Origin of the sequence: Enterococcus sp. AZ062 (assembly GCF_051715065.1) — a bacterium.
GTDB classification, from domain to species: domain Bacteria; phylum Bacillota; class Bacilli; order Lactobacillales; family Enterococcaceae; genus Enterococcus_B; species Enterococcus_B mundtii.
The window spans coordinates 2,183,580-2,208,549 of sequence record NZ_JBIOTB010000001.1 but is presented as its reverse complement, the minus strand read 5'-3'; the positions used below and the strand labels follow the sequence as shown (position 1 = coordinate 2,208,549).

The window sequence follows — 24,970 nt, the reverse complement described above, 5'->3', positions numbered from 1 at the left end:
CATGCAAAATGAAGTCATTGTTTATTCTATCTCAGATTCACTAGGTGAAACGTCGCAAAAGTTATTATCCGCTGTGATGGTCCAATATCCTAACTTGGTGTTCCATAATAACTATAAATTTCCTTTTGTGAATCAGAAGGAAGAGCTGTTGCCGATTTTAGCAGATGCTTTACGTGATAAAGCAATTGTGATCAGTACACTCGTGAATCATGAACTATCGGAAGTGGCAAAATCTTTTAGTCGGAAAACTGGTTTACTCTATATCGACTTGATGCATCCTCTTTTCGAGATCATTCATGCAAAAACTGGGATGCAGCCCATTGAAGAACCAGGGGCTGTCCACAAGTTGGATACTGAATACTTCAATCGGATTTCTGCCATCGAGTTTGCTGTAAAATATGATGATGGAAAAGATCCTAAAGGTTTTTTAGATTCAGATGTCGTACTTCTAGGTGTTTCCCGAACGTCAAAAACACCTTTAAGTATGTATCTGGCAAATAAGGGGTACAAAGTGTCCAATCTGCCATTGATCCCTGAAGTACCATTACCCAAAGTATTAGAAGAAGTAGACAAAAGTAAAATCGTTGGTTTGACTTGTCATCCAGAGAATTTAGTGAGAATCCGGAGCAATCGCTTAGATTCTTTAGGTTTGCATCAATCGTCAAGCTACAACAATTTAGAAACGATCCACAAAGAATTGGCTTACTCGCAAGAGATTTTTGATCACTATGGAAATTTTGTCATTGATGTGTCGGATAAATCGATTGAAGAAACTGCTTTTATCGTTGAACATCATTTGAAAAGCTTGGAGTGAGGAATGAAATTAAACGCGACCTATGTAAAGATCATTTGACTTTACATGGGCCGCTTTTTTAATTTATTACTCTTTGATGAACGTATTGATTTGTACAGAAAGTTTTTTAGTCGCTTTTTTGATTTCTTCTTTTGCTAGGATCGCTGAAACCACAGCAAATCCTTGGACGGGGCAAGTTTTGAATTCTGCAATCGTTTGTTCGTTGAGACCACCGATCAAAACAACAGGAATCGAAACGTGTTGAAGGATCTTCTTGAGTTCTCTTTTTGATACATTGATGGCGTCTGTTTTAGTCGCGGTTGGAAACATCGTCCCGACACCTAAATAATCTGCCCCAGCTTGTTCAGCGGAAATTGCTTGTGCGAGTGTTTGGACGGAAGCGCCGATGATTTTTTCTGGGCCAATCATTTTTCTCACCACAGCCACAGGTAGATCTGTTTGACCGACATGAACACCGTCTGCATCACAAGCTAACGCAATGTCTACTCGATCGTTGATGATCAATGGAACATTGTATGGTTTAGCTAATCGTTTCAACGCAATCGCTTCCTCATAAAAATCTCGTGAATTGGCTTTTTTTTCTCTCAACTGTAAGACAGTGATACCACCTTCAAGTGCTTGTTGCACTGCTTCTTGGAGTGTGTATTTTTTCAAAAGTGACTGATCAGTCACCAGGTATAAGGAATAGTTGATGTCATTTTTCAAAGTAGTTTCCTCGCAGTAGTAATGTTTCCCGATCAATACGGCTGATTTCATCAATCAATGCGATCCGAAAACTTCCCGTTCCAGCCGTTTTTTCCAACGCAAGCTCACCAGCAATCCCCATGGTAAGAACAGCTGTGGTTGTGGCGTGAAAAAGATCTTCAAGTAACCCTCCACAAAAGCTAGCAATCAATGAAGTGAGCATACAGCCAGTGCCAGTGATCCGACTCATTTCAGAACAACCATTGTGCACTAATATTTTACGCCGCCCATCAGAAATCACATCTGTCGCACCGGTGATCACTACGATACATTTGTGAGCGGTTGCTAATTGATCAGCAATCTGTTGGGCTTCTTCAATGGAGCTTGCATCATCTGCCGAGGCATCAACACCTTTCGTTGTGCTTGCGATCCCTGCTAAAAAGCGGATTTCTGAAATATTGCCACGAATCACTGCGCATTTCAAGTTTTCCATGATCGTTTTTGCTGTTTGATTACGAAACTGTGAAGCCCCTGCACCGACTGGATCAAAAATGATTGGGATACCTTTTTCATTGGCTGTTTGCCCAGCTAAAAGCATCGAAGCTACGGTACGTTCATTTAAAGTACCCATGTTTAGTACCAATACCTGTGACATTGCTGTGATTTCTGCTACCTCTAACGCTTCATCAGCCATAATCGGTGAACCGCCAATCGCAAGTGTGACATTCGCACAATCATTGACCGTTACATAGTTCGTGATATGGTGGACCAAAGGATTTTTCATACGGACCGTTTCTACAGCTGTTTTTAAAAATGTATTCATTGACTTTGTTCCTCCTTAAGACCATTGCGATAGAGTGAATAGAAATGGTTGGTTGGGCCATGACCTTCGCCCAATTCTAGTGAATGTGCGATTGCAGTAGTGATATATTTTTTTGCCTTGGAAATTGCTTGGTCTAATGGTACGCCCAAAGCGAGTTGTGAGGCAATCGCTGAAGAGAAGGTACAACCAGTGCCATGGGTGTTTTTTGTGGCGATTCGTTCAGACGTATAGGAGTAAATATTTTCCCCATCATACAATATATCAGTGGCTTCACCTGAGCGATGCCCTCCTTTGATCAAAACTGCAGCGTGACATCTTTCATAAATGGCTTTTGCTGCTCGTTCCATTTCTTCCAGGGAAGTAATCGAGCGATCTGCGATTTTTTCTGCTTCTGGAATATTTGGGGTGATCAAAGTAGCTAATGGTAAAACGTTTTTGATCAATGTATCGATTGCTTGTGGCTCCATCAAGGCATCGCCATTTTTTGCATACATCACAGGATCTAGTACAATATTTTTAGGTTGCCATTCTTGTAGACTGCTTGCGACAGCTAACATCGTATCTGCACACGACAACATACCGATTTTGACTGCATCAGGATAGATGTCCTCGAAAACAGCTGTCATTTGTTCATTGATAATTGTTGGTGCGATGTCTTGGTATGAGATCACACGAGCGGTATTTTCAGCGACTACTGAGGTGATCACAGACATTCCATAAACACCATGAGCGGCAAATGTTTTTAAATCGGCTTGGATACCGGCGCCCCCGCTACAGTCTGAACCAGCAATAGTTAGTACTTTTTTCATCAGATTCCTCCTTAAAATAGAAAAAAGACATTCTTCCAGTATAGAAGAATGCCTTGATTGTTTCGATTTCGCATCAACAAAAAGGACATTTGCTCCCTACGCTGGTATCAACCAACAGGTTCAAAGGGTCAGGTTTTACCTTCTCAACGCGATAACGTCCCCCTGCAAACAAAATCATATTTAGTTACGAACCAATGATATCTGAAAAAAGCAGAAGATTCAAGTTTTACAGGAGCAAGCCTACATTGAGTAGCTAAAAGAAACAGTTTACTTTCTTTCGAAGTAGCGTTCTTATCTGAATTGCTAGTGCGTTTCTCAAAATGGTATACTAAAGAAAAACGATAGAATATTCTAAGTGTACTATGCAATATATCAAAGCCAGACTTTTGGAGGGAATCTCATGACAGAGTTAAGTAATCTACCGAATATAGGGAAAGTATTAGAAGAAAATTTACGAAAGATTGGTGTGACAACGGAAGAACAATTTAAAGAAAAGGGAGCGGAACAGATATTTTTTGAAATTCGTCAAAAGGTAGACAGTGGCGCCTGTCTCCATATGCTATATGGAATCGAAGGAGCGAGAAAAGCCAAGCCTGTGCAAGCTTTATCAAAAGAGGAAAAAGAAAAGTTAAAGCAATTCTATCGAAGCCTATGCTAAAAAAATAAGCAATGAAATCTGGACATGGTGGCTAGTTCCGGATTTCATTGCTTATTTTGGTGTACCTTTTTTAAAAAAAGTTAATTGTTATAGACAGATGAGCAATCATTTTATTTTACTTTTCTGTTCAACATAATCGATAAAGTTAGAAAATATGAAGTGATTAAAAAAATATATTTGTGAATTTAATAACATTGTTGAGTTTTTTTATAACTTCAAATAGAAATATACATAGCTTGAAAGAAGCAATGGAATTAATTTAATTTAATAAACAAGATAACTTAAAACAAAAATAGAACATATTTAATTACTGTTTTATTGGCATTCTGAGGATTAGGTATGTAAAAATTCATACAATTTTAATGTTTAATTTGTTATAATTTACTTGAGATTAAGATATCTATCATCTTTATAAACTGCTAAAAACAGCTGATTAATTAAAAAAATAACAATTTCAAAGGATAATCTAAGGCTTTTATATTTTTTGTAATATTAATAATAAATTAAAAGCGAATGGAACATCACAACTAAATAGAGAGGCAGGAGTTTAAATTTATGATCGAGTTTATTATCATTATTTTTTTCGGAAAAAGGGGGTTTAATAAATAGAGGTATATGCGATTTTTATTGTTCATCATTGAGCAATTTAAAGTGTCAACACAATATGGTTATTGACTTCATGCCAGAATGGAGGATCATTATGAAAAAGATAGTATCGTGTTTTATTGTTTTTCTTGTATTTGTAGGGTTCAACCCAAATGTTTCTGCGGCAACTTCAGGAGTCAATTCAGAAGTGTCTTATTCTGCAAATGGCATTGATTATTATGACGTCGGGGACGATGAAATGATCCCGTGGCGCTTTAATGGTGCACAAATCAATCCTGGAAGTTCTCCAGGGATTTTTTCAACACAAGTGAAGCTATTATCTCAAAATCAACAAAGTGGTGTGGCAATGGTCATGGTTGATCTAAGTACGCTAGATAATACTGATGCGGAAAGAAGAAATCCTAGTGAGATGGAGCTGGAAGTTTTTCTAAATGGGACCTCATTAGGAAAATATCAGGTCGGCGAGCTATTCAGTCATACGAATCCATACCTAGATCCAAGTGTACGTATGATCGGAGTTCCATTTTCCATCGAAGGTGAAATCGGTGATATAAATACACTTGAAATTCATGTTTCACTACCTGTAGATGCATCCAATGCTTCGCGAGTAGCTGAAATTAGAGTAAATGCCTCATTTACACCAATTGAATCCTATACGGTGAGTTATGTCGATGGCGTGGAGAATGAAGTTGTATTCGAGGATCAAACATTCAAACGTATTGAACCAGGAGCTACGACACCTACTTTTGGTGAAGAGCCAACAAGAAAAGGTTATACATTCGCTGGTTGGAGTCCAACCGTCAGTGAGACAGTAACTAGCAACGCAATCTATACAGCCATATGGGAACCCGTTCCGACTTATCAGGTCAACTATACAGACGGTGTACCAGAAGAGGAAATTTTTGCAGATCAAGTCTTTAAAGATTTAGTCGCCGGTTCTGCGACACCCACATTTAGTGGGCAACCTACAAGAGCTGGGTATACATTTAAAGGATGGGATAAAGCAGTAACTGATACAGTGACTGGTGATGTAACTTACACAGCTATTTGGGAACCTGTGATTCCACAAACCATCAATTACCAAGTGATCTATACAGACGGTGTAGAAAATCAAACTGTTTTCGATAATCAAGTGTTTTCAGATTTAACTAAAGGCGTAGCAACTCCGGCGTTTAGTGGAACGCCATCAAGAGAAGGCTATAAATTCATCGGTTGGACGCCAACTGTCAGCGAGTTTGTTGAAGGTGATATGACTTATACCGCACAATGGGAAAAATTGCCAAAAATCATTGAGCCTGTGTCACCACCAATCAAACAAGCAGAGGTAAAGAAAGTGAGTGAAACAGTCAAAACGACTGAAATAACTAAAGCGATAACAAAAGTAATGAATAAGGAACAAGTCACGTATACTAAAACCCCCATCAACCATTCAAGAAAAGTCAGACAGCTTCCGAAAACAGCAGAACAATCGATGTACTCGAATATCTTGGTTGGCTTGGGTATGATCATAGTCTTTATAGTAGCAATATACTGGTTGAAACGTTCAAAATCAGAAGGTAGCCGATAAAACTGAAAGATAATGCTCATGTAAAAAAATAGAATAGAGCAAAGAACTAGTAAATAAAAAAAGCATCACTTATAAAAAGACATTAAGTCAGATTTTTTTTGGAAACTCAAAAAAAGTCTGGCTTAATTATTTTCCTCTACGTAGCTATACTGAAAGCGTAAACAAAAAAAGGGGTGATCGCTTATGACAAATTGGCTGAACATTGAGGGGAAAACGATTATTGTAACCGGAGGATCTTCTGGTATCGGGAAAAGTATCGTCGAAAGTTTATTGGAACAACATGTCAATGTAGCAAATTTTGATATTAAAGATTCGACACTTAAACATCAACGATTATTGTTTGTAAAAACCAATATAACATTACGACAAGAGGTAGAAGCTGGAGTTGCAAAAGTAAAGGATCACTTTGGTACGATCGATGGGTTGGTCAACAATGCAGGAATCAACATTCCGCGCTTATTAGTGGATAAAAAGCACGCGCACGGGGAATATGAATTATCCGAGGAAGTCTTTGACAAAATCATCGCAATCAATCAAAAAGGTTTGTATTTGATGACTCAAGCAGTAAGTAGAATTTTAGTTGCTAAAGGAGAAGGAGTTATCATCAATATGTCTTCTGAATCAGGACTTGAAGGTTCAGAGGGACAAAGTGCTTATGCTGCAACGAAAGCCGCTGTCAACAGCTTTACTCGATCTTGGGCAAAAGAGTTAGGAAAATCAAATGTTCGGGTAATAGGGATTGCTCCAGGAATCATGGAGGAAACCGGACTACGCACACTTTCTTATGAAGAAGCCTTGGCCTATACTCGTGGCATCACGATTGAAGAGCTTAGAGCAGGTTATGCCAAAACAAGCACGATTCCATTAGGTCGAAGCGGGAAATTAAAAGAAGTCGCTGACTTAGTTAGTTACTATCTATCTGATCGTTCGAGTTATATCACTGGAGTAACCACAAATGTGGCCGGAGGAAAAACTAGAGGATAAAAAGTGGGGGAAGTAAATGACGGTAGTGAACAGATGGTATCAAATTCTACAATTACTGGTTACCCACAAAGAAATGAGAATCGGCGGGTTGAAACAAAAGCTGAATACAAGTACGCAAACGGTGAAAACCAGCATTGAATCTTTAAACGAAGAATTGATTGGAATTGCAGAAATCGTTCAACATAAGAATGCTTTTCATATCGAAATTGAAAATTTTGAAAAATTTGACTTGATAATGAACGGCAGTTTGAAGCGGAAGAGCGATTTTAATTCTTGCAGTAAAAGAGTTTTCTTTATTCTCAAGAAGCTGATCGAGCAAAAAGATTTTTTGCTGATCGATGATTTGTCAGAAGCATTAGGGGTCAGCCGAAGTACTGTCGTCAAAGATCTACGAGTGATGAAAAAACTGATTTCCTCTTTTGATGTCGAAGTGATTGGCACGCCGAATCGTGGACTGCGTATGCGTGGAGAAGAACTGGATCTACGACTATTACACCTTCATTATGTACAAGAATATTTTGCAGAACGTCCATTATCAGAACGCACACAAGACTTCGTAGAGCACTTAGTTCAAAAATTTAATTTACCTAAAAATCAGGGTCTTCTTTTGAAAAAAACGATTTCTATTACAATGAAACGACTCCTTAAAGGAAATATACTGGTAGATTTGCCAAATGAGTATATGGACCTTATGACGAGTCACCCTGCTTTTGTCGAATTGATCCATCATTTGGAATATGAATATAGCATCACACTAAGCCAAACAGAACAAGCTTTTCTTAGTTTTCCACTTAATATAAGTGCCATCGCTGGCATGGATAAGTCTACTATTGATGAGCAAAAAATCGAACAGTTATTTCAACAAATGATAGAGAGAATCCATAAAAATTTACTAGTAGAATTTGATGAAACCTTCTTAGTTCATGAAATAAAAGAGCACTTCATTTACATGCTCAATCGTTTGATTTTTCGAATAGAGCTGCAAGATCAGTTCTATGGTGAAATCGAATCCCAATATCCTCTAGCCTATGAACTGGCAAAAATTGGTCTACAGCAGATTGGGGAGCAGTTACAACGAGTGGTTCCGACTGTAGAAATCAGCTATATTGCCTTTTATTTTGAACTTGCATTGAGGAAACAAACCAGTAACAACGAACACAAAGAAATTGCAATTGTCTGTAATACCGGAAAAGGAACAGCTTTGATTATTCGCCGTCAATTGGAACGGGTTTTGGGTCCTCAAATAAGCATGGTCCATTTTTCTGAGGAGGAGTATCAGCAGGAAGACTTAGACCAATATTTTGCTGTTTTTACAACCATTCCTCTGAAAAATGTAAAGAAACATACGCCAATCATTCGATTGATCAATCTATTCAACGAAACTTGGTTGCAAGAAGAGTGGCGTAAAGCAGAAAAGTTGAGAGCTGCAAACGTTCATCACTTAAAACTAGATTTTGAGATTTTAAATGAAAAGAAACCCTACAAACAAAATCTTGATCATATGCTAGAATCTCTTGAGAGCAAAGGCTTAGTCGATCAAGAATTTAAGGAACAATTGTTCATTAGAGAAAAGTTAAGGAGTACGATTTTTGAATATGGAATTGCTTTTCCTCATGCCATCAATAAAAAATCGGCTGAAATTATTTTATCAGTGGGGATCTTTAGGAAAGGGATCTCCACGATCAACGGACAAGTGCAAGTCGTCTTGTTGTTAGCCATTCCACAAGATCTAACGATGGAAAAAGAAAAAGAATTGCTAAAACTGTATGATCAGCTTTTTGCTGTTATTGGCGATCCTGAATTTAGAAGTGAACTATGTCGTTTGGATGATTTAGTTGGGTTACAAAATTGGATGATACGAAAGGGGGTCATAACATGAACTTCATATATATATTCGGCGCATTTGCACTTGCTGCTTACGGACTGCAAGTAATATTTGGAATGAAACAAATCAAACACTTTAATCAAATCTATCTAGAAATGCGCAGAAAAGGGAAGGTGGCTATCGGTCGTCGATCTGGAAAAATCAAAGCAGGAACGATCGTCATGTTTGCTGTCGATCAAAAAGGGATCATTATTGATGCGCGAAAGATGCAGGGCGTAACTGTCCTAGCAAAATTTCGTCTATTGCCACAATATATTGGAACAGATATCCACTACATCGACAACTATCATCCTTTGGTGCGAACAGAAAATAAATTGGTGCAACAAGCAATGGCAAATGCCAGAGAAATCTATTTGCGGGTAGAATTAGGCAATTATCAAGAAGAATCGCTACCTTCCCCACTTACGATGCTTGGTATTCAATTCAGTTTATGGAAAAAACAATACCTATCAAGAAAAAGGAGTGTTGAATAATGGAATATATCACAAAATTTGCGGAAGGCTTCATCGGTTTATTTGAAACGGGTGCGGAAACTTTTGTATCTTGGATGACTGGTATCGTCCCTGTAGTGTTGATCCTAATGGTAGCAATGAATACACTGATTGCTTTCTTAGGTGAAGAACGAGTAACTAAAGTTGCCAAACTATCAACGAAGAATCCCGTCACAAGATATTTGATCTTACCTTTTTTATCTGCCTTTATGTTGGGAAATCCGATGTCTTTTACAATGGCTCGCTTTTTGCCTGAATATTACAAGCCAAGCTATTATGCTTCTCAAGCACAATTTTGTCATACGAGCAATGGCGTCTTTCCCCACATCAATCCGGGTGAATTATTTGTTTGGTTAGGAATCGCCCAAGGAATCACAACCTTAGGATTGAATTCAATGGAGTTAGCTGTGCGTTATATGTTTGTCGGAATTCTTATGAATTTTATTGGTGGCTGGGTAACAGACTTTACAACCGCATATGTTTGTAAACAACAAGGAGTCACTCTGAGTAAAACAGTAGAAACAGCGACAGAATAAGGAGGAAGTGAAAAAATGAGCTATCACAGTATTCGAGTTGTAAGAGGAACTGGTGGGTTCGGAGGACCATTAGTGATCACACCAACAGAGGAAAAACATAAATTTATTTATATTACTGGTGGGGGAGAAAAACCAGTAATCGTCGATAAAATTGCTGAATTGACAGGAATGGAAGCAGTCAATGGCTTTAAAACTTCTATCCCAGATAATGAAATCGCTTTAGCAATCGTTGATTGCGGAGGGACATTGCGTTGTGGGATCTATCCAAAAAAAGGAATACCTACGATCAATGTCGTACCAACAGGAAAAAGCGGACCATTAGCACAATACATTACAGAAGACATTTACGTATCAGCAGTAGGGGTCAATCAAATCACGCTGACTACTGAAGAAAGCACGGTCGGTCATTCTGACAACATAGGAAATAAGAGTGGGCCAACACGTGAATATAAATACGATACAAGCAAAAAAATTACTGAACAAAAAGCTGAACAGCAGAATTTTATTGCAAAAATCGGCATGGGTGCAGGAAAAGTAGTGGCAACTTTTAATCAGTCCGCACGCGAAGGTGTACAGACGATGATCAATACGGTCATTCCGTTCATGGCATTTGTTTCCTTGTTGATCGGGATCATACAAGGATCTGGTATCGGTAATTTCTTTGCTAATATCATGGCACCTTTAGCAGGAAATATTTGGGGATTGATGATCATCGGTTTTATCTGTTCCTTACCGTTTCTTTCTCCATTATTAGGACCTGGGGCAGTCATCAGCCAAGTCATTGGGACACTGATCGGGGTGGAGATCGGTAAAGGTAATATTCCGCCACAGCTCGCTTTACCTGCGTTATTTGCAATCAATACTCAAAATGCTTGTGATTTCATCCCTGTCGGATTAGGCTTAGAAGAAGCAGAGGCTGAAACAGTAGAGGTTGGCGTACCTTCCGTTTTATATTCACGCTTTTTAAACGGTGTACCCAGAGTGTTAGTCGCATGGATAGCAAGCTTTGGAATGTATAGTTGAATCTAGGAGGAAAAAAATGTCAGTTTATTCAACAAAAGTAACTTCGATTGGGGCAGAAGCTACGCTATTCAAAGAAGAGAAGATCGTGATTCTATTTGGAAAAGATGCACCAGATATGCTATCAGCCTATTGTTATAATATTGAACTCCAGCCAATCCACGGAGAGATCAAAGTAGGACAACAGCTATTCGTCAATGAGACAAGCTATCGCATCACGTCTGTTGGAAGTTTGGTCAATGATAATCTAAAAGAGCTTGGACATATCACAATCAAGTTTGACGGATCAGTAAAACCTGAATTACCAGGTACTTTATATGTTGAAGAGAAAGAAATCGTAGAGATTGGTATCAAGACTAAAATCAGTATTAAATAAATTACAAAGCAACACATCTGTTGAAAGGATGAATAAAATGGAATTTATGTTAGATACGATCAATATTGAGAAAATTCGTTATTATCAATCGATCCTCCCGCTATCTGGAGTAACGTCGAATCCCTCAATCATCAAAAAAGAAAGAAAGATCGATTTGTTTGCTCACTTTAAAGAAATCAAGCAGTTAATTGGAAAAGCCAGTTTACATGTTCAAGTAGTTGGAGAAACAGCAGAGGAGATTTTAGCTGATGCCCAAGTAATCATGGATCATCTTGGTAAGGATATTTTCATTAAAGTACCAGTGAACGAACCAGGATTGGCTGCCATCAAACAACTGAAAGCCAAAGGAGTAAATGTCACTGCTACCGCTATCTACTCTGAAATGCAAGGATACTTAGCAATTGCTGCAGGTGCCGATTATGTGGCACCTTATTATAACCGTATGGAAAATCTAAATATCGATGCTGTTGCTATTATCAAAGCACTAGCAATGGAAATCGAACGAACGCAATCTCAAAGCAAGATCTTAGCTGCTAGTTTTAAAAATGTTGCACAAGTCAATCATGCTTGTCGTCAAGGGGCGCATAGTATTACTGCGTCACCAGATATCTTTACACAAGTATTCGGTATGCCTTCCATTCATAAGGCAGTGACAGATTTTAAGAAAGACTGGGAAGAGACATTCGGGGTCAAAGATGTGAAAGCATTAGAAGAATCAGAGCAATAAGTTCCTCTAAATAAAAAGAATAAAGAGTCATAGAATGGTTGATCTATCCGTTCTATGACTCTTTTTAAATAACGTCATATTTATTATTTCAACCATTATCAAATAGCCGCTATGCAGTTTAAGCAACAATAGGTAGCTAACATCTAATGTCCATGTACATACAGTGTATATCGTATAAAATAAATTTTTTTTATGAAATTCAATGTACAATTATATCTACTTTATGACTGGATGTTTACTTAAAAAATAAATGGTTTATTTCATCTGTTGAATCAAGAATGGTTATATTCTTTTCTGTACCGATTTTGGTAAATAGGAGTGGAAATAACTGTTTTGGTTGACTCTTAGTAAATAGACCTTTATAACTGACAACTAGTCTTTCTAAGTGATATAATTTATATAAATAGTAGATTAAAAATAACCGTATGTATTTTTTGTAGCATGCTTTTATTAATGAAGGAGGCAGTTGATGAGGATCATAATTGTTGGAGGAAACCATGCGGGGATTGCCGCAGCACTTCGTATTCGTGAGGAATATCCAGACGATGAAGTAATCGTATTTGAAAAAAAAGATGAAATAACATTTGTCTCCCAAACAATCCCATTATTTTTGATGGGACATCAAGATATCCACTCCCAAGCAAATTATGCAACACCGCATGAAATTATTGCTCAAGGAGTGGATTTACGCATTCAAAAAGAAGTAACTAACATCGATGCGAAAAAGAAGACGTTGAATTTTAGAAATGTGTTAAGTCAACATGAGCACGAAATATCTTATGACCGATTGATCATGGCTGCGGGCTCGTATCCCAACCTTCCTCCAACTGGCGGAAAACTAAATGAGACACTTTTTCTTTTGAAAGAGCGTAAGGATGCTGAAGCAATTGAAAAATTTATATCAGAAGCCCATCATGCGGTAGTGATTGGCGCTGGACTGGTCGGTGTAGAGATTGCTCGTATCTTAGCGCAACGAAAAATGAAAGTCACTTTGATCCAGTCAAATGCAAGAATCCTTGACAAATATTTGGATGAGAATGCCGCAATCGAAGTAGAGAAGCAACTAGAAGAAGAAGGTATTCAACTATTACTAGGTACTAGAGTGACAAGTTACAATACAATTGATAAAAAAATCTGGAGCCGACCTAAAATCGAAGTTGAAACTTCTTCTGATTTGACTATCCGTGCAGATGGCGTCTTTGTTTCTGTTGGCTTCCGACCAAATTCGTTCTTATTAGCTGGACAAGTCGAAACCGGTGACCGTGGAGCAATCGTCGTTGATAAGTACATGTATACAACCGATGATTCGATTTTAGCGGTAGGGGATTGCTCTACGACTTATATGGACTTGACCAAAGAAAATATTTATAATCCTCATGCTTCCGATGCGTTTCGTCAAGGGCTGATCGCTGCTGTCAATATCCACGAGAAAAAGCAAGAAGTAGCAATGACCACAGGAACGTATAAATTCAATATGGATGGATTTACCATTGCGAATACAGGAATCACACTCAATCAAGCAAAAAAATTCGGATATGACGCAGAAGAGGTACACTATCAGAATCGTTATCTAGAACGTGGTGGTCAGTTTGTCCATGAATCAATCGTCAAATACTCACCAATTGAGAAAGGTAGAAAAAATCATTATTCAAGTATTTATCTTGTTTATGAAAAGAAAACTAAAAAAATCTTAGGATTGCAGGTCCTAGGAACAGTTGATATTTCTCAATATGTCAATATCATCAGTTTAGCAATCCAAAAAAACGTGACCGTGCCAGAAATTGAATTTACGGATTTCTTTTTTGAACATGGCTACAAGAATCCACTAGGTTTTACAAAAATATTAGCCTCTTTAGTTAGGGAAAAAGAAAGAGAGAGTGGTCGTGATGGCAAAGAAGAAAGATCAAATGAAATTAAATAAACCAGATAAAGAGATGTCAAAAAAACAAAAGCGAATGATTGAAGCTGGCGCACTGTTGACAGTTGGTGCTGGGGCATTTATCGGTGGCGTCACGATTCCAAATCTTTCTGCCTCTGCAGACAGTTCCTCTTTGTCCGAAAAGCGACTTGTTGAAGATGAGACCATCCAAGATATTGAACATACTTCTGTGGATGAATTAAATCAATCCTTACAAAAAGGTCAAAGTAGCAGTGTGAAGACAAATACTGGCTTTGTAGCTAAGTTAATGGATCAACTACCAAGTAAAGAAAAACTTTCTTCTATGTATGAAGGAGAAGGGATCAAAGTCAGTGATACCCATACGGCATATGATATCCAACAAATTTTGGGAATCAAAGATGCGGACGTTTATTACCAAACTTCTACTTTATCTACAAGTGATGCGCAAGTAATGAAAATGTCAAGCTATCGGCAATTGATCCAAGCAAATCCTAATGTAAAGGTAACTTCACAAGATAATTATAAAACGGTCTCTCCTCATTTATATGAATCCAAAGAAAAGGCTTATGAAGATTCTGCAAACTGGAAAGATTCAAAAGTAGTTGCAAGTACGAGAGAAAAATCCTTAAGTTTCTCATCTAAAACGAAACCTGAAAGCACCAACTTTACCGCGGATGATGGTGCAGTATTAGGAAATATGAAAATCGATACAGGTTTTTCTTTGAACGTGAAAGCAGAAAATGGGCAAGCAAAATTAACAGATGAAATCAAAAGCGACTTTGAAGATGCTATGGAGAAGAATTTTTCAATTACCTATGAAGGAAGTACCTATTATGCAGTTTATCATGATGAGTCTATTTCTACCGATCATGGTAAAAATCAAGCAGATGGTTACTTCACGTTTTCTTCATCGACCCATGGATTGCCTTTAGAGATCAACGGACATTACTTGGTTTCCCCTGTTCAGTTCGGTAGTACAGTGGACAGCTTGAAAACGTCTTTATCCTTGCACGGTGTAAGGAGTTTTGAGAACACAGATTCTTGGTTAAATACAGATGAATCCAATATCAATGTTAAAGTAAATTTCGTTGATCAATTAGCGGATGAAAATACAACTTACTATGAAATCCAAGCAAAAGATCAAGTGATCGAGTCATTGAAATATGAATATGTGACCGTTAGTTTAGACGAGCAAAAAGCCACTGATTCAACTACAGCATACGCAGATGAAATGTCGATGCCAACGTATAGTGGTTCTCAATCAGGTATTAGTCCTGGTGGAGCAGTCGATGGTAATCTTGCCGAAGACGCAGCTGGATTAGCAGGATGGAATCAGACAGCGACGTTTTCTGGTGGTGGGTATGGTGGTCACACGATTACAGCGAATTCGGCAGTAACTGTGAAAACAGGACAGGTTTCTCAGACAAACTTTTCTTCAGTTATAAGTACGGTCAATATAACAGTAGACGGTGTGTCTTATAATCAGTTTGTTGCTCAACCAATCATGGTCAATGGAGTTCAGTATGCTGGCTATTTAACCGGAGCAAATGGAAGTGGCAGTGATTTTACAATCGTTGTGAAAGATACGAACTTTAATATCTACCAAATTGGTGGAGAATTTGCTTATATTTCTTCCTCAATGACGGATATGGCCACACCAGATGCAACAACACCGGATGCAACGAATCCACAAGTTTCCCCAGGTACGACAACACCGGAAGTAGACCCAGGCGCCGGTGGAGGCGAAACTACCGATCCCGGCACAGGCACACCAGAAGTAGACCCAGGCACAGGCGGAGAAACTACCGATCCCGGCACAGGTGGCGAAACCGATCCAGGAACGACGACGCCGGAAGTAGATCCAGGTACGGGCGGAGAAACAGATCCCGGCACGACGACGCCAGAAGTCGATCCAGGTACCGGAGGCGAAACAGATCCAGGCACAGGTACGCCGGAAGTAGATCCAGGTACGACCACGCCAGAAGTAGACCCAGGTACGGGAGGCGAAACCGATCCAGGAACAGGCACACCAGAGGTAGACCCAGGTACCGGAGGCGAAACAGATCCAGGCACAGGCACACCAGAAGTAGACCCAGGCACGGGAGGAGAAACCGATCCGGGCACGACGACGCCAGAAGTAGACCCAGGAACGGGAGGCGGAGAAACCGATCCGGGCACAGGTACGCCGGAAGTAGATCCAGGTACGGGAGGCGAAACCAATCCGGGCACAGATACGCCAGAAGTAGAGCCAGGCACAGGTGGCGAAACAGATCCAGGTACGACCACACCAGAAGTAGACCCAGGCACAGGAGGCGAAACCGATCCGGGCACAGGTACACCAGAAGTAGACCCAGGCACGGGAGGCGAAACCGATCCCGGCACGACGACGCCAGAAGTAGACCCAGGTACGGGAGGCGAAACCGATCCCGGCACGACGACGCCAGAAGTCGACCCAGGTATCGGAGGCGAAACCGATCCAGGCACAGGTACGCCGGAAGTAGATCCAGGTGCCGGAGGCGAAACAGATCCAGGTACAACAACACCAGAAGTAGACCCAGGCACAGGTGGCGGAGAAACCGATCCAGGTACGACCACACCAGAAGTAGAGCCAGGCACAGGAGGCGAAACCGATCCGGGCACAGGCACACCAGAGGTAGACCCAGGTATAGGTGGCGAAACCGATCCAGGCACAGGTACGCCAGAGGTAGAACCAGCGACTCCAGATAAGCCAGAAGCAGGTATTCCAACTGTCAACCCAATTTTGCCAAGTCAACCAGGAGCAAGTATTCCAGGTTTAGATATCGTAATACCAGATAAAAGTCTAAACACGGTCACGCCAGAGATTGATCCGTTAATACCTATTAACCCCGGCACGATCACACCAGAAGTCGATCCAGGTACAGGTGGCGAAACCGATCCCGGCACAACGACGCCAGAAGTAGACCCAGGAACAGGCGGAGAAACAGATCCAGGAACGACAACGCCGGAAGTCGATCCAGGTACCGGAGGAGAAACTGATCCAGGTACAACAACACCGGAAGTCGACCCAGGAACAGGCGGAGAAACTACCGATCCCGGCACGACTACACCAGAAGTAGACCCAGGCACGGGTGAAGGCGAAACCGATCCAGGAACGACGACGCCAGAAGTAGACCCAGGTACGGGCGGCGAAACAGATCCGGGAACGACGACGCCGGAAGTAGATCCAGGTACGGGAGGCGAAACCGATCCAGGTACGACCACGCCAGAAGTAGACCCCGGCACGGGTGAAGACGAAACCGATCCAGGAACGACGACGCCAGAAGTAGACCCAGATACGGGAGGCGAAACTGATCCCGGCACAACGACGCCAGAAGTAGACCCAGGAACAGGCGGAGAAACTACCGATCCCGGCACAGGAGGCGAAACCAATCCGGGCACAGGCACACCAGAAGTAGACCCAGGCACCGGAGGCGAAACCGATCCGGGCACAGGTACGCCGGAAGTAGACCCAGGCACCGGAGGCGAAACCGATCCGGGCACAGGTACGCCAGAAGTAGATCCAGGTACGGGCGGCGAAACTGATCCGGCCACTGGCACGCCAGAAGTAGACCCAGGCACGGGTGGCGGAGAAACCGATCCGGGCACAGGCACGCCGGAAGTAGACCCAGGCACGGGAGGCGAAACTGATCCGGGCACAGGCACACCAGGGGTAGACCCAGGTACCGGAGGCGAAACCGATCCAGGTACGACCACTCCGGAAGTCGACCCAGGTACCGGAGGCGAAACAGATCCAGGAACGACTACGCCAGAAGTAGACCCAGGAACGGGAGGCGAAACCGATCCGGGAACAGGCACACCAGAAGTAGACCCCGGCACAGGTGGCGGCGAAACAGATCCAGGTACAACCATGCCAGAAGTAGACCCAGGTACCGGAGGCGAAACCGATCCCGACACAGGTACACCAGAAGTCGATCCAGGTACCGGAGGCGAAACCGATCCTGGAACCGGCACGCCAGAAGTCGATCCCGGCACGGGAGGCGAAACCGATCCGGCCACTGGCACGCCGGAAGTAGACCCAGGCACGGGAGGCGAAACCGATCCAGGAATGACGACGCCAGAAGTAGACCCAGGCGCTGGTGGAGGAGAAACTGACCCAAGTACGACAACACCAGAGGTAAATCTAAGCACCGGTGATGGAGGCGAAACTGATTTAAGTAGTACCACATCAACTGAGACGACCGATACAGATAATCAAGTTGCAAGAAACCAAGTACTAAGTGATAACAGCTCTAATGATGGATTATCTAGTAATAAGCAAACGAATGACCAAACGAGTAACACACAAGAGATAAGTGACTCTGAAGATGTTTCAGGTAAGCAATTACCTAAGACTGGTTCAACTTCAGGTATGTTTGGAAAATTTGTTGGTGGGATACTTGTTGCTTTTGCAGGATTCTTCGGACTGTTCAAACGCAACCGTCGTGAATTACAAAATGATGAAGATCGTGTCGAACGTGTGATCAAAGAGGAAGATGAAGAACAAGAAAATAAAGAGGAAAATAAGGATAAAAAGTAGAAAATAAGGTAAAAATAGAATACTTTTACCTCGATAAGTCAGCGATCAGGACAGAAGTGTTTAGCCTCGAAAGATAAGGCACCATCCACTAAAACAATTTTCGTAGATGGTGCCTTATTTCCAAAGAAGTTACTTCTGTTCCCGCCGTTTATTCGGTTTTAGAATATGCGAGAGGACTAATGTCCTACTCGCTTTATTTTGAAGTAGTCAATTTGATTTAACGCATTCCGTCTAAATAATAGATAAAAATAATCATATAAAATAACCCATGAACTTCCGAAAATAGTTTCCTATTTTGGATTTCATGGGTTATTTTCTTATAGCTATTAGTCACAATGTTTATTCTGCTAGGTTTTTATTAGTTTGTTCATCTAGAATAGGCGAACTCTCATTCACTAAATCAATCGGCTTAATAGCTAAAAATTGAGTTTGAAATTGTAATAGTTTTTTCATGAAAAATGAAATGAGATAAATAGAGATGGCAGAGATAACCGCTTGTCTTACCCCCAGAATCACAAGGTTTAGAACTATGATCACGGTATTTGTCAGTAAAACACCTAAAGCATGTTCGATCCCAAAATATTTTTTGAAAATCAGTGGAGGAACCGTAACTCCGCCGTTTGAGGCACCGATTTGGTAAAGAATGAATATTCCAAGACTAAATAGAAAACTGCCAGCGACTAAGGCGATTGGGAAATATTGGGTGATTGTCAAAGTCGGTGTGTGTGCTAAAATAATCGGAAATATCAAACTACCTATCAGGGTTTTAAAAAAAACTGCTCTTTCCAGAAAGATAAAAGCTAAGCAAAGCATCGCTAGATTGATTGCCCAAACAATCAATGTCCGATCGATCAGCAAGACCATTTCTAGAAGAAAACCAATTGATCCTACGCCTGCTGAAGCAATTTGATGTGGAAGCAAAAACATATTTAGTCCCACTGTAATACTAATGATTCCAACAATAATCACAGGTAATTTTTTTATTTCTGCTTTCACACGCGTATTCCTTTCTTTTTTCACTATTTCTATAATTATAGCAAGTAGTCCAGGTAAGAAAGTAACAACTTTTTCAGACTAAACTGAAAAAAATATTTCGCGGGTTTGTTGCTTATTCGTTGACTAGATAATTATTTTCTTGTAAAGAATGTGCACTATTTTGTTTCTTTTTTCGATACTCTTTAGGTGAGATTTTTTCTTTTCGCTTAAAAATAGAACTAAAATAATTTGGATCATTGTATCCCACTTCTGAGGCTATGACAGATAGTTTTGAATTGGTTTCCCGCAAAAGTCGCCTAGCCATGCTCAATCGTTGTTCAGTAAGATAGTCAATAAATGTTTGTCCTATCCCTTGAGAAAAAATCGTACTGAAATGTGAGCTACTCAAATGGACATGATCAGCCACTTCTTTAAGAGAAAGCTCTGGTTCAAAATAGTGGTTCTCAATATACGTGACGGATTGTTCGAGTACTTCTTTATATTGATTCATGTGATTCTCAAGTACCATTTCTTTTAAAAAGTAAATCATTTGTTCAAGGTATTGGATGAAGAGAGGCGTGTCTGACAGAATGTTCGGGATTTCCTCTGTAGTGGTAAAAGAAACGACTTGATTGGTTTGTTTTTGACGTATCGTTACTAATTCATTCAACTCATTGATGATCAGATGCCTAACGAGAAGTGGATCGGCATGTTGATTGGTCTGTTTGACCAACTTCTCAACAAACGAAGAAATTTCGCTTTTTCTTAGTAAACGAATGGATTCTTTTAGATCAAAAGATTGTCCGTAATTGCCAAGCTTTTTTTCATAATCTAAATAAGAAAGAATTTTTATTTTAGGATCGATCTTCAAGTAACTGAGCAAATGAACAGCAGTCTGATAACTATGTGGAATTTCGCTGATTCGTTTGACAGGATAACCGATTGCGATAACTAAATCATCTGTCGTATGACCTAATGTTTTATGAGAAAGCAATGCGACTTGATTTGCTTTTTTTTGTAATATATCTTCATTTGGATCAAAAATCAATAGTTTGATAAATCGTGAAGAAAGGGAAGAAAAAAGTATTTGTTTATCGTGATCGAATAGCTCAGCCATCTTTTCATGAAAAATATCATAATCTGAAAAAAATTTATTTGTATGATTTGCGATCAAAAGAACCATATATTTATTTCCGGCGATTTCACGTTCAAGTTTTCGACCTTCTTCAATTGCTTCTGAAAGTAGTAACTGATTATTGAACAGGGCATTCAAGTAGAAGTTTTTTTGTACTTCTAAGGAATAGCCATTTGTTTCTTTAGACTGTTTCAATAAGGAGGCAGCTTCTAGTTTTTGAATGATTTGTTCTAGGCTTTTTTGTAGTTCATTAGGTTTGATCGGTTTTAACAGATACTCGGCTACTTGAAGTTGAATCGCAGCTTTTGCATACGTAAATTCATCATATCCACTAATAAAAATGATTTGGATATCAGGCAAAAGTTTTTTTACTTCATTGGCTAATTCAATCCCATTCATAAAAGGCATACGAATATCTGTCAATAAGATATCTGGTTTCTGCTCGGCAATCATTGATAAAGCAAGTTCGCCATCGCTGGCATCTTCAATAGAGCCCAAAGGTAAAAAGGTTGAAAAATCAGTGATCATCCTCTTCAATGATTCGCGAATCAAATGTTCATCTTCTGCAATAAAAATTTTATACATTTGCTTCATTCCTATCTATATTTTTTGTAGGGACAACGACATGGATGACCGTTCCATGATCGATCCGACTAGTAATCTTGATACTTGCATCGGTTCCATAGTATAAAAGCAAGCGCTTGTTGACGTTAAAGAGTCCATATCCTTTATGGAAATTAGTATCTAAACCATCTGCGAGTTCTTGGTTGATCTCCTCTAACTTGGTTTCAGTAATCCCTTTTCCGTTATCAATGATCCAAAAATGGATAAATTCTTCTTGGTCTATATACGCTTTTACGATGATTTTTCCTGGCCGACGTACCAATTTGGTTCCATGATAGACCGCATTTTCAATCAATGGTTGAAGAATCATTTTCAATATTGGATGATGATTGACTTTTGGATCAATGGTTAATTGATAAGATAATTGGTCTCCATAGCGGATTTGCAAAATCTTCAGGTAATTGTCGCAATGTCGAATTTCCTGTTCGACTGGTATCCAGTCTTTTCCTTGGCTTAATGAAATGCGGAAAAAGTCAGATAAGGCATATGTCATTTCTTTGACTTTTTCAATTTGACCCATTTCTGCCAAGACCAAAATGGCATCTAAACTATTATAAATAAAATGGGGAATGATCTGAGCTTGTAGTGTCCTGACTTCACTTTGCGCAAGATTATATTGCTTCAACGCATTTTCCTCTAACAAAATCACTAAGTTATCAGCCATATCATTCATGCTATTACTTAATTTTTTTAACTCATTATTTTGTGGAGTTTTGATCCGATGATTTAAATGTCCTTCTGCTAAAGCATCAGCCATTTTGATCATTTCATCCATAGGCTGTTGAATTTGGTACATCATTTTCGTGTTGAACTTTCTTGTCAATAGGAAAATCAGCGCGATGATAACAGCCTCGATGGTGGAGAGAATCACCAAGGAACTGCGAACTTCTTCACTTTTTACGGAAGCCGTATCGATTTCGATTTTGACAAAATCTTGTAAGATGTCATGGGCAAGTTTGACCGCAGATTCAACATGTAACATCAATGCTTGATTTTCTGCGAATGTTTCTTTTTGATGGATATTTGCAATGATTTTGTCTAAATAGTCAGAAACATTATCAAGGGAGCGCAAAACGATATTGAGTGTTGCTAATTCTTGTGAGTTTTGAGTACTGACTTTGATGGCACTGATTTCTTCTTTGATGCGATTGATCTGGTTGCTCTGTTGAAATTCTTCAGGTGTGATCTGTCCATAAGTTAATCCAAGAGCTTCTTCGATGATTGTTTCTTCTACGTTACTGGCGATTTGATTAGCAATCGAGATATTATGGATACTTTTTTCATAGGAAAAAAGATAATGTGTATAAAGTGCAATGCTAATGATCAAAGGCGTGATTGCTAAAGATAACATGAGCCAGCTTGTATGTCGAAGTAGTACTTTAATGCTTTCGTTCTTTTTCATTTTTCCTCCTAATACCCCCGCGGTGGGATCGTTGAAAAATCATTTTGGTCTGAGAACACCGTATCAGAAACATAGATGTCTTGTGGAATCGCTTTCTTTTCGAAGTAGCGTTTGACTGTATTGGCTACTAGTTCACCCATAAAAGGATTGCATTCCACCACACAGTTGACCTTTCCTTTTTTTAATTGATCGATCATCTCTTTTTGTGCATCAATGCTGACAATCACAAAATTCTTTTCAAGTTTTTTTTCCTTGATCGCATCTAAGGCACCTAGTGTCATTTCATCATTGTGAGAATAAATGACATCGATTCCCTCAAGTTTTCCCTCATCAATGGCTTTTGAAAATTGTTCTTTGGCTTTTAAGCGAATATAGTCTCCGGTGATCACTTGCCTGACATGGATTCTTGGGTCGCGACCGATGGTTTCTAAAAAGCCGTCTGATCGCAAGCGAGTGGGAGATGTGTTTTCTGAACCACGTATCTCAAATACTTGGATCGATTCTTGTGTTTTTTGCTGGTAATGATTGGTGACATAAAGGCCTGCTCGACTACCTTGTGCTTTGAAACTTGAACCAATATGGGTCAAATAGAGATCTTGTTTTTCCGTTGTGATGTTACGATCAACGATGATGACTGGGATATTCGCTTCTTTGGCTTCTTCCAAAACAGAATCCCAGCCTGTTTCTTCGATAGGAGATAACACGATCATATCGACTTGATAGGCAATAAATGTCATCACATCTTGTATCTGTTGTTTTGGATCAGAGTAACTATTTCGGTGAAGGACTTGGAAATTTTGTTTTTCCAGCGCTTCTTTGATGGATTGATTTTGAACTTTGCGCCAATTACTTTCGGTGCCAGCTTGAGAAAAACCAATGGTCAACTCTTTTTTAGTAGGCTCAGTAGAGTTGAAAGCACACCCAGTCAACAACAGGCAAAAAGCTACCAGGATAAAAAAACTTTTGTTCTTCATAATGAATCTCCCCTTTTATCTATATCATATAGCGTTTTCAATTTTCATATTAGCATGTTTGTCAATTTCGTAAGAAAATCAAGAATCGTCAAAAGAAAATGAAGAAAAATCAAAAGTTTACATAAATTCACGAGGGAATTTATAGAAACACAGAAAAATAATCAATGAAAGCGTTTTATATTTCGATTATGATGAATTCATCAAATAAGTATTTGGAGGGACACACATGAAACGAGTTGGGAAAAATTGGTTGGTAGCAATTGTTTTTTTATTAATATCAGTGACAGTATTCGCCGGTTGTAGCAATGGCAGTGCAGCCGGAGATGAAAAAGGGTTCGTAGGTATTTCGATGCCAACAAAATCTGCAGAGCGTTGGATCGCAGATGGCGACAATATGGTCAAGCAACTAGAAGAAAAAGGATACAAGACGGATTTGCAATATGGAGAAGACAAAGTAGAAAACCAAGTGGCACAAATCGAAAATATGATCACAAAAGGAGTAGATACGTTGGTCATTGCTTCGATTGACGGTTCAGCATTGACAGATGTCTTAGAAAAAGCACATCAGGCGGATATCAAAGTCATTGCGTATGACCGTTTATTAATGAACTCTGAATATGTCGATTATTATGCAACATTTGATAATTTTGGTGTAGGTGTTTTACAAGCTTCTTATATCGAAGATAAATTAGGTTTAAAAGATGGTGCTGGCCCATTTACGATCGAATTATTTGGCGGTTCACCTGACGATAACAACGCATTGATCAATTACAATGGTGTGATGTCGATTCTTCAACCATATATCGACAGCAAACAATTGAACGTCTCATCAGGTCAAACGAAATTCAATCAAATCGCGACGCTTCGTTGGGATGGCTCAACTGCACAAGCACGTATGGATAACTTATTAAGTGCTAACTATACAGATGAACAATTAGATGCAGTTCTTTCTCCTTACGATCCAATCAGTTTAGGGATCATTTCCTCCTTAAAAGGAGTGGGCTATGGCTCAGCCGACAAACCACTTCCAGTTATCACAGGACAGGATGCAACGATTGCTGGAGTGAAATCCATCATTGCAGGAGAGCAAACACAAACGATCTTTAAAGATACACGGGTGCTAGCTGATAATACGGTAGAGATGATCGAAGCAATCAACAATGATAAAGAAGTGCCGGTCAATGATGAGGAAACCTACGATAATGGTGTGAAAGTCATCCCGACTTATCTAGCTAACCCAGTTTCTGTAGATAAAGAAAATTACAAACAAGAGCTGATCGATACTGAGTATTACAGCGAAAGTGATTTAGGCCAATAAGAGGGCTTTGGAACATTTGTCCTCTTGTACCCTTAGAACCGAATAAACGGTGTTTAGAAGCTGACCTTCAACATTAAGCAAAAAATCGGAGAAATATAACCAAC

At 39.8% G+C, this 24,970-nt stretch carries 20 protein-coding genes and 1 riboswitch; of the genes, 13 read left to right on the top strand and 7 right to left on the bottom strand.

Going from position 1 to position 24,970, the window contains the following annotated elements; translation table 11 throughout:
• The first annotated feature begins 1 nt into the window (after position 1).
• Complete coding sequence (locus IGJ00_RS10415) at positions 2 to 814, top strand: pyruvate, water dikinase regulatory protein (RefSeq protein ID WP_438844412.1); 813 nt, start codon at positions 2 to 4, stop codon at positions 812 to 814.
• A 66-nt stretch (positions 815 to 880) separates the two neighbouring features.
• Here IGJ00_RS10415 and thiE read toward each other — a convergent pair whose 3' ends face one another.
• The 3 genes from thiE to thiD are packed head-to-tail and all read right to left on the bottom strand — an operon-like array spanning position 881 to position 3,130.
• Positions 881 to 1,519, bottom strand: coding sequence for a thiamine phosphate synthase (gene thiE, locus IGJ00_RS10410; protein ID WP_142433372.1), 639 nt, complete (start codon positions 1,517 to 1,519; stop codon positions 881 to 883).
• Complete coding sequence (gene thiM, locus IGJ00_RS10405; protein WP_142433356.1) at positions 1,509 to 2,321, bottom strand: hydroxyethylthiazole kinase; 813 nt, start codon at positions 2,319 to 2,321, stop codon at positions 1,509 to 1,511. Before thiM ends, thiE begins: the two co-directional genes overlap by 11 nt.
• Positions 2,318 to 3,130, bottom strand: coding sequence for a bifunctional hydroxymethylpyrimidine kinase/phosphomethylpyrimidine kinase (gene thiD / locus IGJ00_RS10400; RefSeq protein WP_438844411.1), 813 nt, complete (start codon positions 3,128 to 3,130; stop codon positions 2,318 to 2,320). The genes thiM and thiD overlap by 4 nt, the downstream gene beginning before the upstream one ends.
• A 76-nt stretch (positions 3,131 to 3,206) precedes the next feature.
• Positions 3,207 to 3,304: riboswitch (TPP riboswitch) on the bottom strand.
• 226 nt (positions 3,305 to 3,530) lie between these two features.
• Here thiD and IGJ00_RS10395 point away from each other — a divergent pair.
• The 11 genes from IGJ00_RS10395 to IGJ00_RS10345 all read left to right on the top strand — a co-directional run bounded on the left by IGJ00_RS10395 (position 3,531) and on the right by IGJ00_RS10345 (position 18,438).
• The gene (locus IGJ00_RS10395) at positions 3,531 to 3,788 is read left to right on the top strand and encodes a TfoX/Sxy family protein (protein WP_438844410.1); all 258 of its coding nucleotides are present in this window, start codon (positions 3,531 to 3,533) and stop codon (positions 3,786 to 3,788) included.
• A gap of 700 nt (positions 3,789 to 4,488) precedes the next feature.
• Complete coding sequence (locus IGJ00_RS10390) at positions 4,489 to 5,961, top strand: InlB B-repeat-containing protein (protein WP_438844409.1); 1,473 nt, start codon at positions 4,489 to 4,491, stop codon at positions 5,959 to 5,961.
• 183 nt (positions 5,962 to 6,144) lie between these two features.
• Entirely contained in the window at positions 6,145 to 6,945 is an 801-nt protein-coding gene (locus IGJ00_RS10385) for an SDR family oxidoreductase (protein ID WP_071867513.1), read from the top strand.
• A 16-nt stretch (positions 6,946 to 6,961) separates the two neighbouring features.
• Positions 6,962 to 8,824: a BglG family transcription antiterminator gene (locus tag IGJ00_RS10380; RefSeq protein ID WP_438844408.1), complete on the top strand. Its 1,863-nt coding sequence runs from the start codon at positions 6,962 to 6,964 to the stop codon at positions 8,822 to 8,824.
• Positions 8,821 to 9,303, top strand: a complete 483-nt coding sequence (locus IGJ00_RS10375; protein WP_074799506.1) for a transcriptional regulator GutM — start codon at positions 8,821 to 8,823, stop codon at positions 9,301 to 9,303. The genes IGJ00_RS10380 and IGJ00_RS10375 overlap by 4 nt, the downstream gene beginning before the upstream one ends.
• Positions 9,303 to 9,857: a PTS glucitol/sorbitol transporter subunit IIC gene (gene srlA, locus IGJ00_RS10370; RefSeq protein WP_071867516.1), complete on the top strand. Its 555-nt coding sequence runs from the start codon at positions 9,303 to 9,305 to the stop codon at positions 9,855 to 9,857. The genes IGJ00_RS10375 and srlA overlap by 1 nt, the downstream gene beginning before the upstream one ends.
• A gap of 15 nt (positions 9,858 to 9,872) precedes the next feature.
• Positions 9,873 to 10,880, top strand: coding sequence for a PTS glucitol/sorbitol transporter subunit IIB (srlE, locus tag IGJ00_RS10365; protein ID WP_071867517.1), 1,008 nt, complete (start codon positions 9,873 to 9,875; stop codon positions 10,878 to 10,880).
• A 16-nt stretch (positions 10,881 to 10,896) separates the two neighbouring features.
• A complete protein-coding gene (locus tag IGJ00_RS10360) occupies positions 10,897 to 11,253 on the top strand; it encodes a PTS glucitol/sorbitol transporter subunit IIA (RefSeq protein ID WP_438844407.1) in 357 nt (118 codons plus the stop codon).
• A 37-nt stretch (positions 11,254 to 11,290) separates the two neighbouring features.
• Complete coding sequence (locus IGJ00_RS10355) at positions 11,291 to 11,980, top strand: fructose-6-phosphate aldolase (RefSeq protein ID WP_074799504.1); 690 nt, start codon at positions 11,291 to 11,293, stop codon at positions 11,978 to 11,980.
• Positions 11,981 to 12,449: 469 nt separating this feature from the next.
• The gene (locus tag IGJ00_RS10350; protein WP_438844406.1) at positions 12,450 to 13,901 is read left to right on the top strand and encodes an FAD-dependent oxidoreductase; all 1,452 of its coding nucleotides are present in this window, start codon (positions 12,450 to 12,452) and stop codon (positions 13,899 to 13,901) included.
• A complete protein-coding gene (locus tag IGJ00_RS10345) occupies positions 13,867 to 18,438 on the top strand; it encodes an LPXTG cell wall anchor domain-containing protein (protein ID WP_438844405.1) in 4,572 nt (1,523 codons plus the stop codon). Before IGJ00_RS10350 ends, IGJ00_RS10345 begins: the two co-directional genes overlap by 35 nt.
• A gap of 339 nt (positions 18,439 to 18,777) precedes the next feature.
• Here the strand turns inward: IGJ00_RS10345 and IGJ00_RS10340 are convergent, their stop codons facing one another.
• The 4 genes from IGJ00_RS10340 to IGJ00_RS10325 all read right to left on the bottom strand — a co-directional run bounded on the left by IGJ00_RS10340 (position 18,778) and on the right by IGJ00_RS10325 (position 23,548).
• Positions 18,778 to 19,434, bottom strand: coding sequence for a YitT family protein (locus IGJ00_RS10340; protein ID WP_086334925.1), 657 nt, complete (start codon positions 19,432 to 19,434; stop codon positions 18,778 to 18,780).
• Positions 19,435 to 19,546: 112 nt separating this feature from the next.
• Positions 19,547 to 21,133 (bottom strand): response regulator, encoded by a 1,587-nt coding sequence (locus IGJ00_RS10335; RefSeq protein ID WP_438844404.1) that lies wholly within the window; start codon positions 21,131 to 21,133, stop codon positions 19,547 to 19,549.
• Positions 21,126 to 22,574, bottom strand: a complete 1,449-nt coding sequence (locus tag IGJ00_RS10330; RefSeq protein WP_438844403.1) for a sensor histidine kinase — start codon at positions 22,572 to 22,574, stop codon at positions 21,126 to 21,128. Before IGJ00_RS10330 ends, IGJ00_RS10335 begins: the two co-directional genes overlap by 8 nt.
• A gap of 8 nt (positions 22,575 to 22,582) precedes the next feature.
• Complete coding sequence (locus tag IGJ00_RS10325) at positions 22,583 to 23,548, bottom strand: ABC transporter substrate-binding protein (protein WP_115357946.1); 966 nt, start codon at positions 23,546 to 23,548, stop codon at positions 22,583 to 22,585.
• A gap of 226 nt (positions 23,549 to 23,774) precedes the next feature.
• Here IGJ00_RS10325 and chvE point away from each other — a divergent pair, with 226 nt between their 5' ends.
• Positions 23,775 to 24,866 carry a multiple monosaccharide ABC transporter substrate-binding protein gene (chvE, locus tag IGJ00_RS10320; protein ID WP_071866864.1) on the top strand — a complete coding sequence of 364 codons (1,092 nt, stop codon included), beginning with the start codon at positions 23,775 to 23,777 and terminating at the stop codon, positions 24,864 to 24,866.
• The last annotated feature ends 104 nt before the right edge of the window (positions 24,867 to 24,970 follow it).

What these genes read in the sequence shown, in the direction of transcription:
- IGJ00_RS10390 (WP_438844409.1), top strand. Translation starts at nt 4,489, where the DNA reads ATGAAAAAGATAGTATCGTGTTTTATTGTTTTTCTTGTATTTGTAGGG.
- srlE (WP_071867517.1), top strand. Translation starts at nt 9,873, where the DNA reads ATGAGCTATCACAGTATTCGAGTTGTAAGAGGAACTGGTGGGTTCGGA.
- IGJ00_RS10380 (WP_438844408.1), top strand. Translation starts at nt 6,962, where the DNA reads ATGACGGTAGTGAACAGATGGTATCAAATTCTACAATTACTGGTTACC.
- IGJ00_RS10350 (WP_438844406.1), top strand. Translation starts at nt 12,450, where the DNA reads ATGAGGATCATAATTGTTGGAGGAAACCATGCGGGGATTGCCGCAGCA.
- IGJ00_RS10360 (WP_438844407.1), top strand. Translation starts at nt 10,897, where the DNA reads ATGTCAGTTTATTCAACAAAAGTAACTTCGATTGGGGCAGAAGCTACG.
- IGJ00_RS10345 (WP_438844405.1), top strand. Translation starts at nt 13,867, where the DNA reads ATGGCAAAGAAGAAAGATCAAATGAAATTAAATAAACCAGATAAAGAG.
- IGJ00_RS10335 (WP_438844404.1), bottom strand. Translation starts at nt 21,133, where the DNA reads ATGTATAAAATTTTTATTGCAGAAGATGAACATTTGATTCGCGAATCA.
- IGJ00_RS10415 (WP_438844412.1), top strand. Translation starts at nt 2, where the DNA reads ATGCAAAATGAAGTCATTGTTTATTCTATCTCAGATTCACTAGGTGAA.
- srlA (WP_071867516.1), top strand. Translation starts at nt 9,303, where the DNA reads ATGGAATATATCACAAAATTTGCGGAAGGCTTCATCGGTTTATTTGAA.
- IGJ00_RS10325 (WP_115357946.1), bottom strand. Translation starts at nt 23,548, where the DNA reads ATGAAGAACAAAAGTTTTTTTATCCTGGTAGCTTTTTGCCTGTTGTTG.
- IGJ00_RS10385 (WP_071867513.1), top strand. Translation starts at nt 6,145, where the DNA reads ATGACAAATTGGCTGAACATTGAGGGGAAAACGATTATTGTAACCGGA.
- IGJ00_RS10355 (WP_074799504.1), top strand. Translation starts at nt 11,291, where the DNA reads ATGGAATTTATGTTAGATACGATCAATATTGAGAAAATTCGTTATTAT.
- IGJ00_RS10395 (WP_438844410.1), top strand. Translation starts at nt 3,531, where the DNA reads ATGACAGAGTTAAGTAATCTACCGAATATAGGGAAAGTATTAGAAGAA.
- thiM (WP_142433356.1), bottom strand. Translation starts at nt 2,321, where the DNA reads ATGAATACATTTTTAAAAACAGCTGTAGAAACGGTCCGTATGAAAAAT.
- thiD (WP_438844411.1), bottom strand. Translation starts at nt 3,130, where the DNA reads ATGAAAAAAGTACTAACTATTGCTGGTTCAGACTGTAGCGGGGGCGCC.
- chvE (WP_071866864.1), top strand. Translation starts at nt 23,775, where the DNA reads ATGAAACGAGTTGGGAAAAATTGGTTGGTAGCAATTGTTTTTTTATTA.
- IGJ00_RS10375 (WP_074799506.1), top strand. Translation starts at nt 8,821, where the DNA reads ATGAACTTCATATATATATTCGGCGCATTTGCACTTGCTGCTTACGGA.
- IGJ00_RS10330 (WP_438844403.1), bottom strand. Translation starts at nt 22,574, where the DNA reads ATGAAAAAGAACGAAAGCATTAAAGTACTACTTCGACATACAAGCTGG.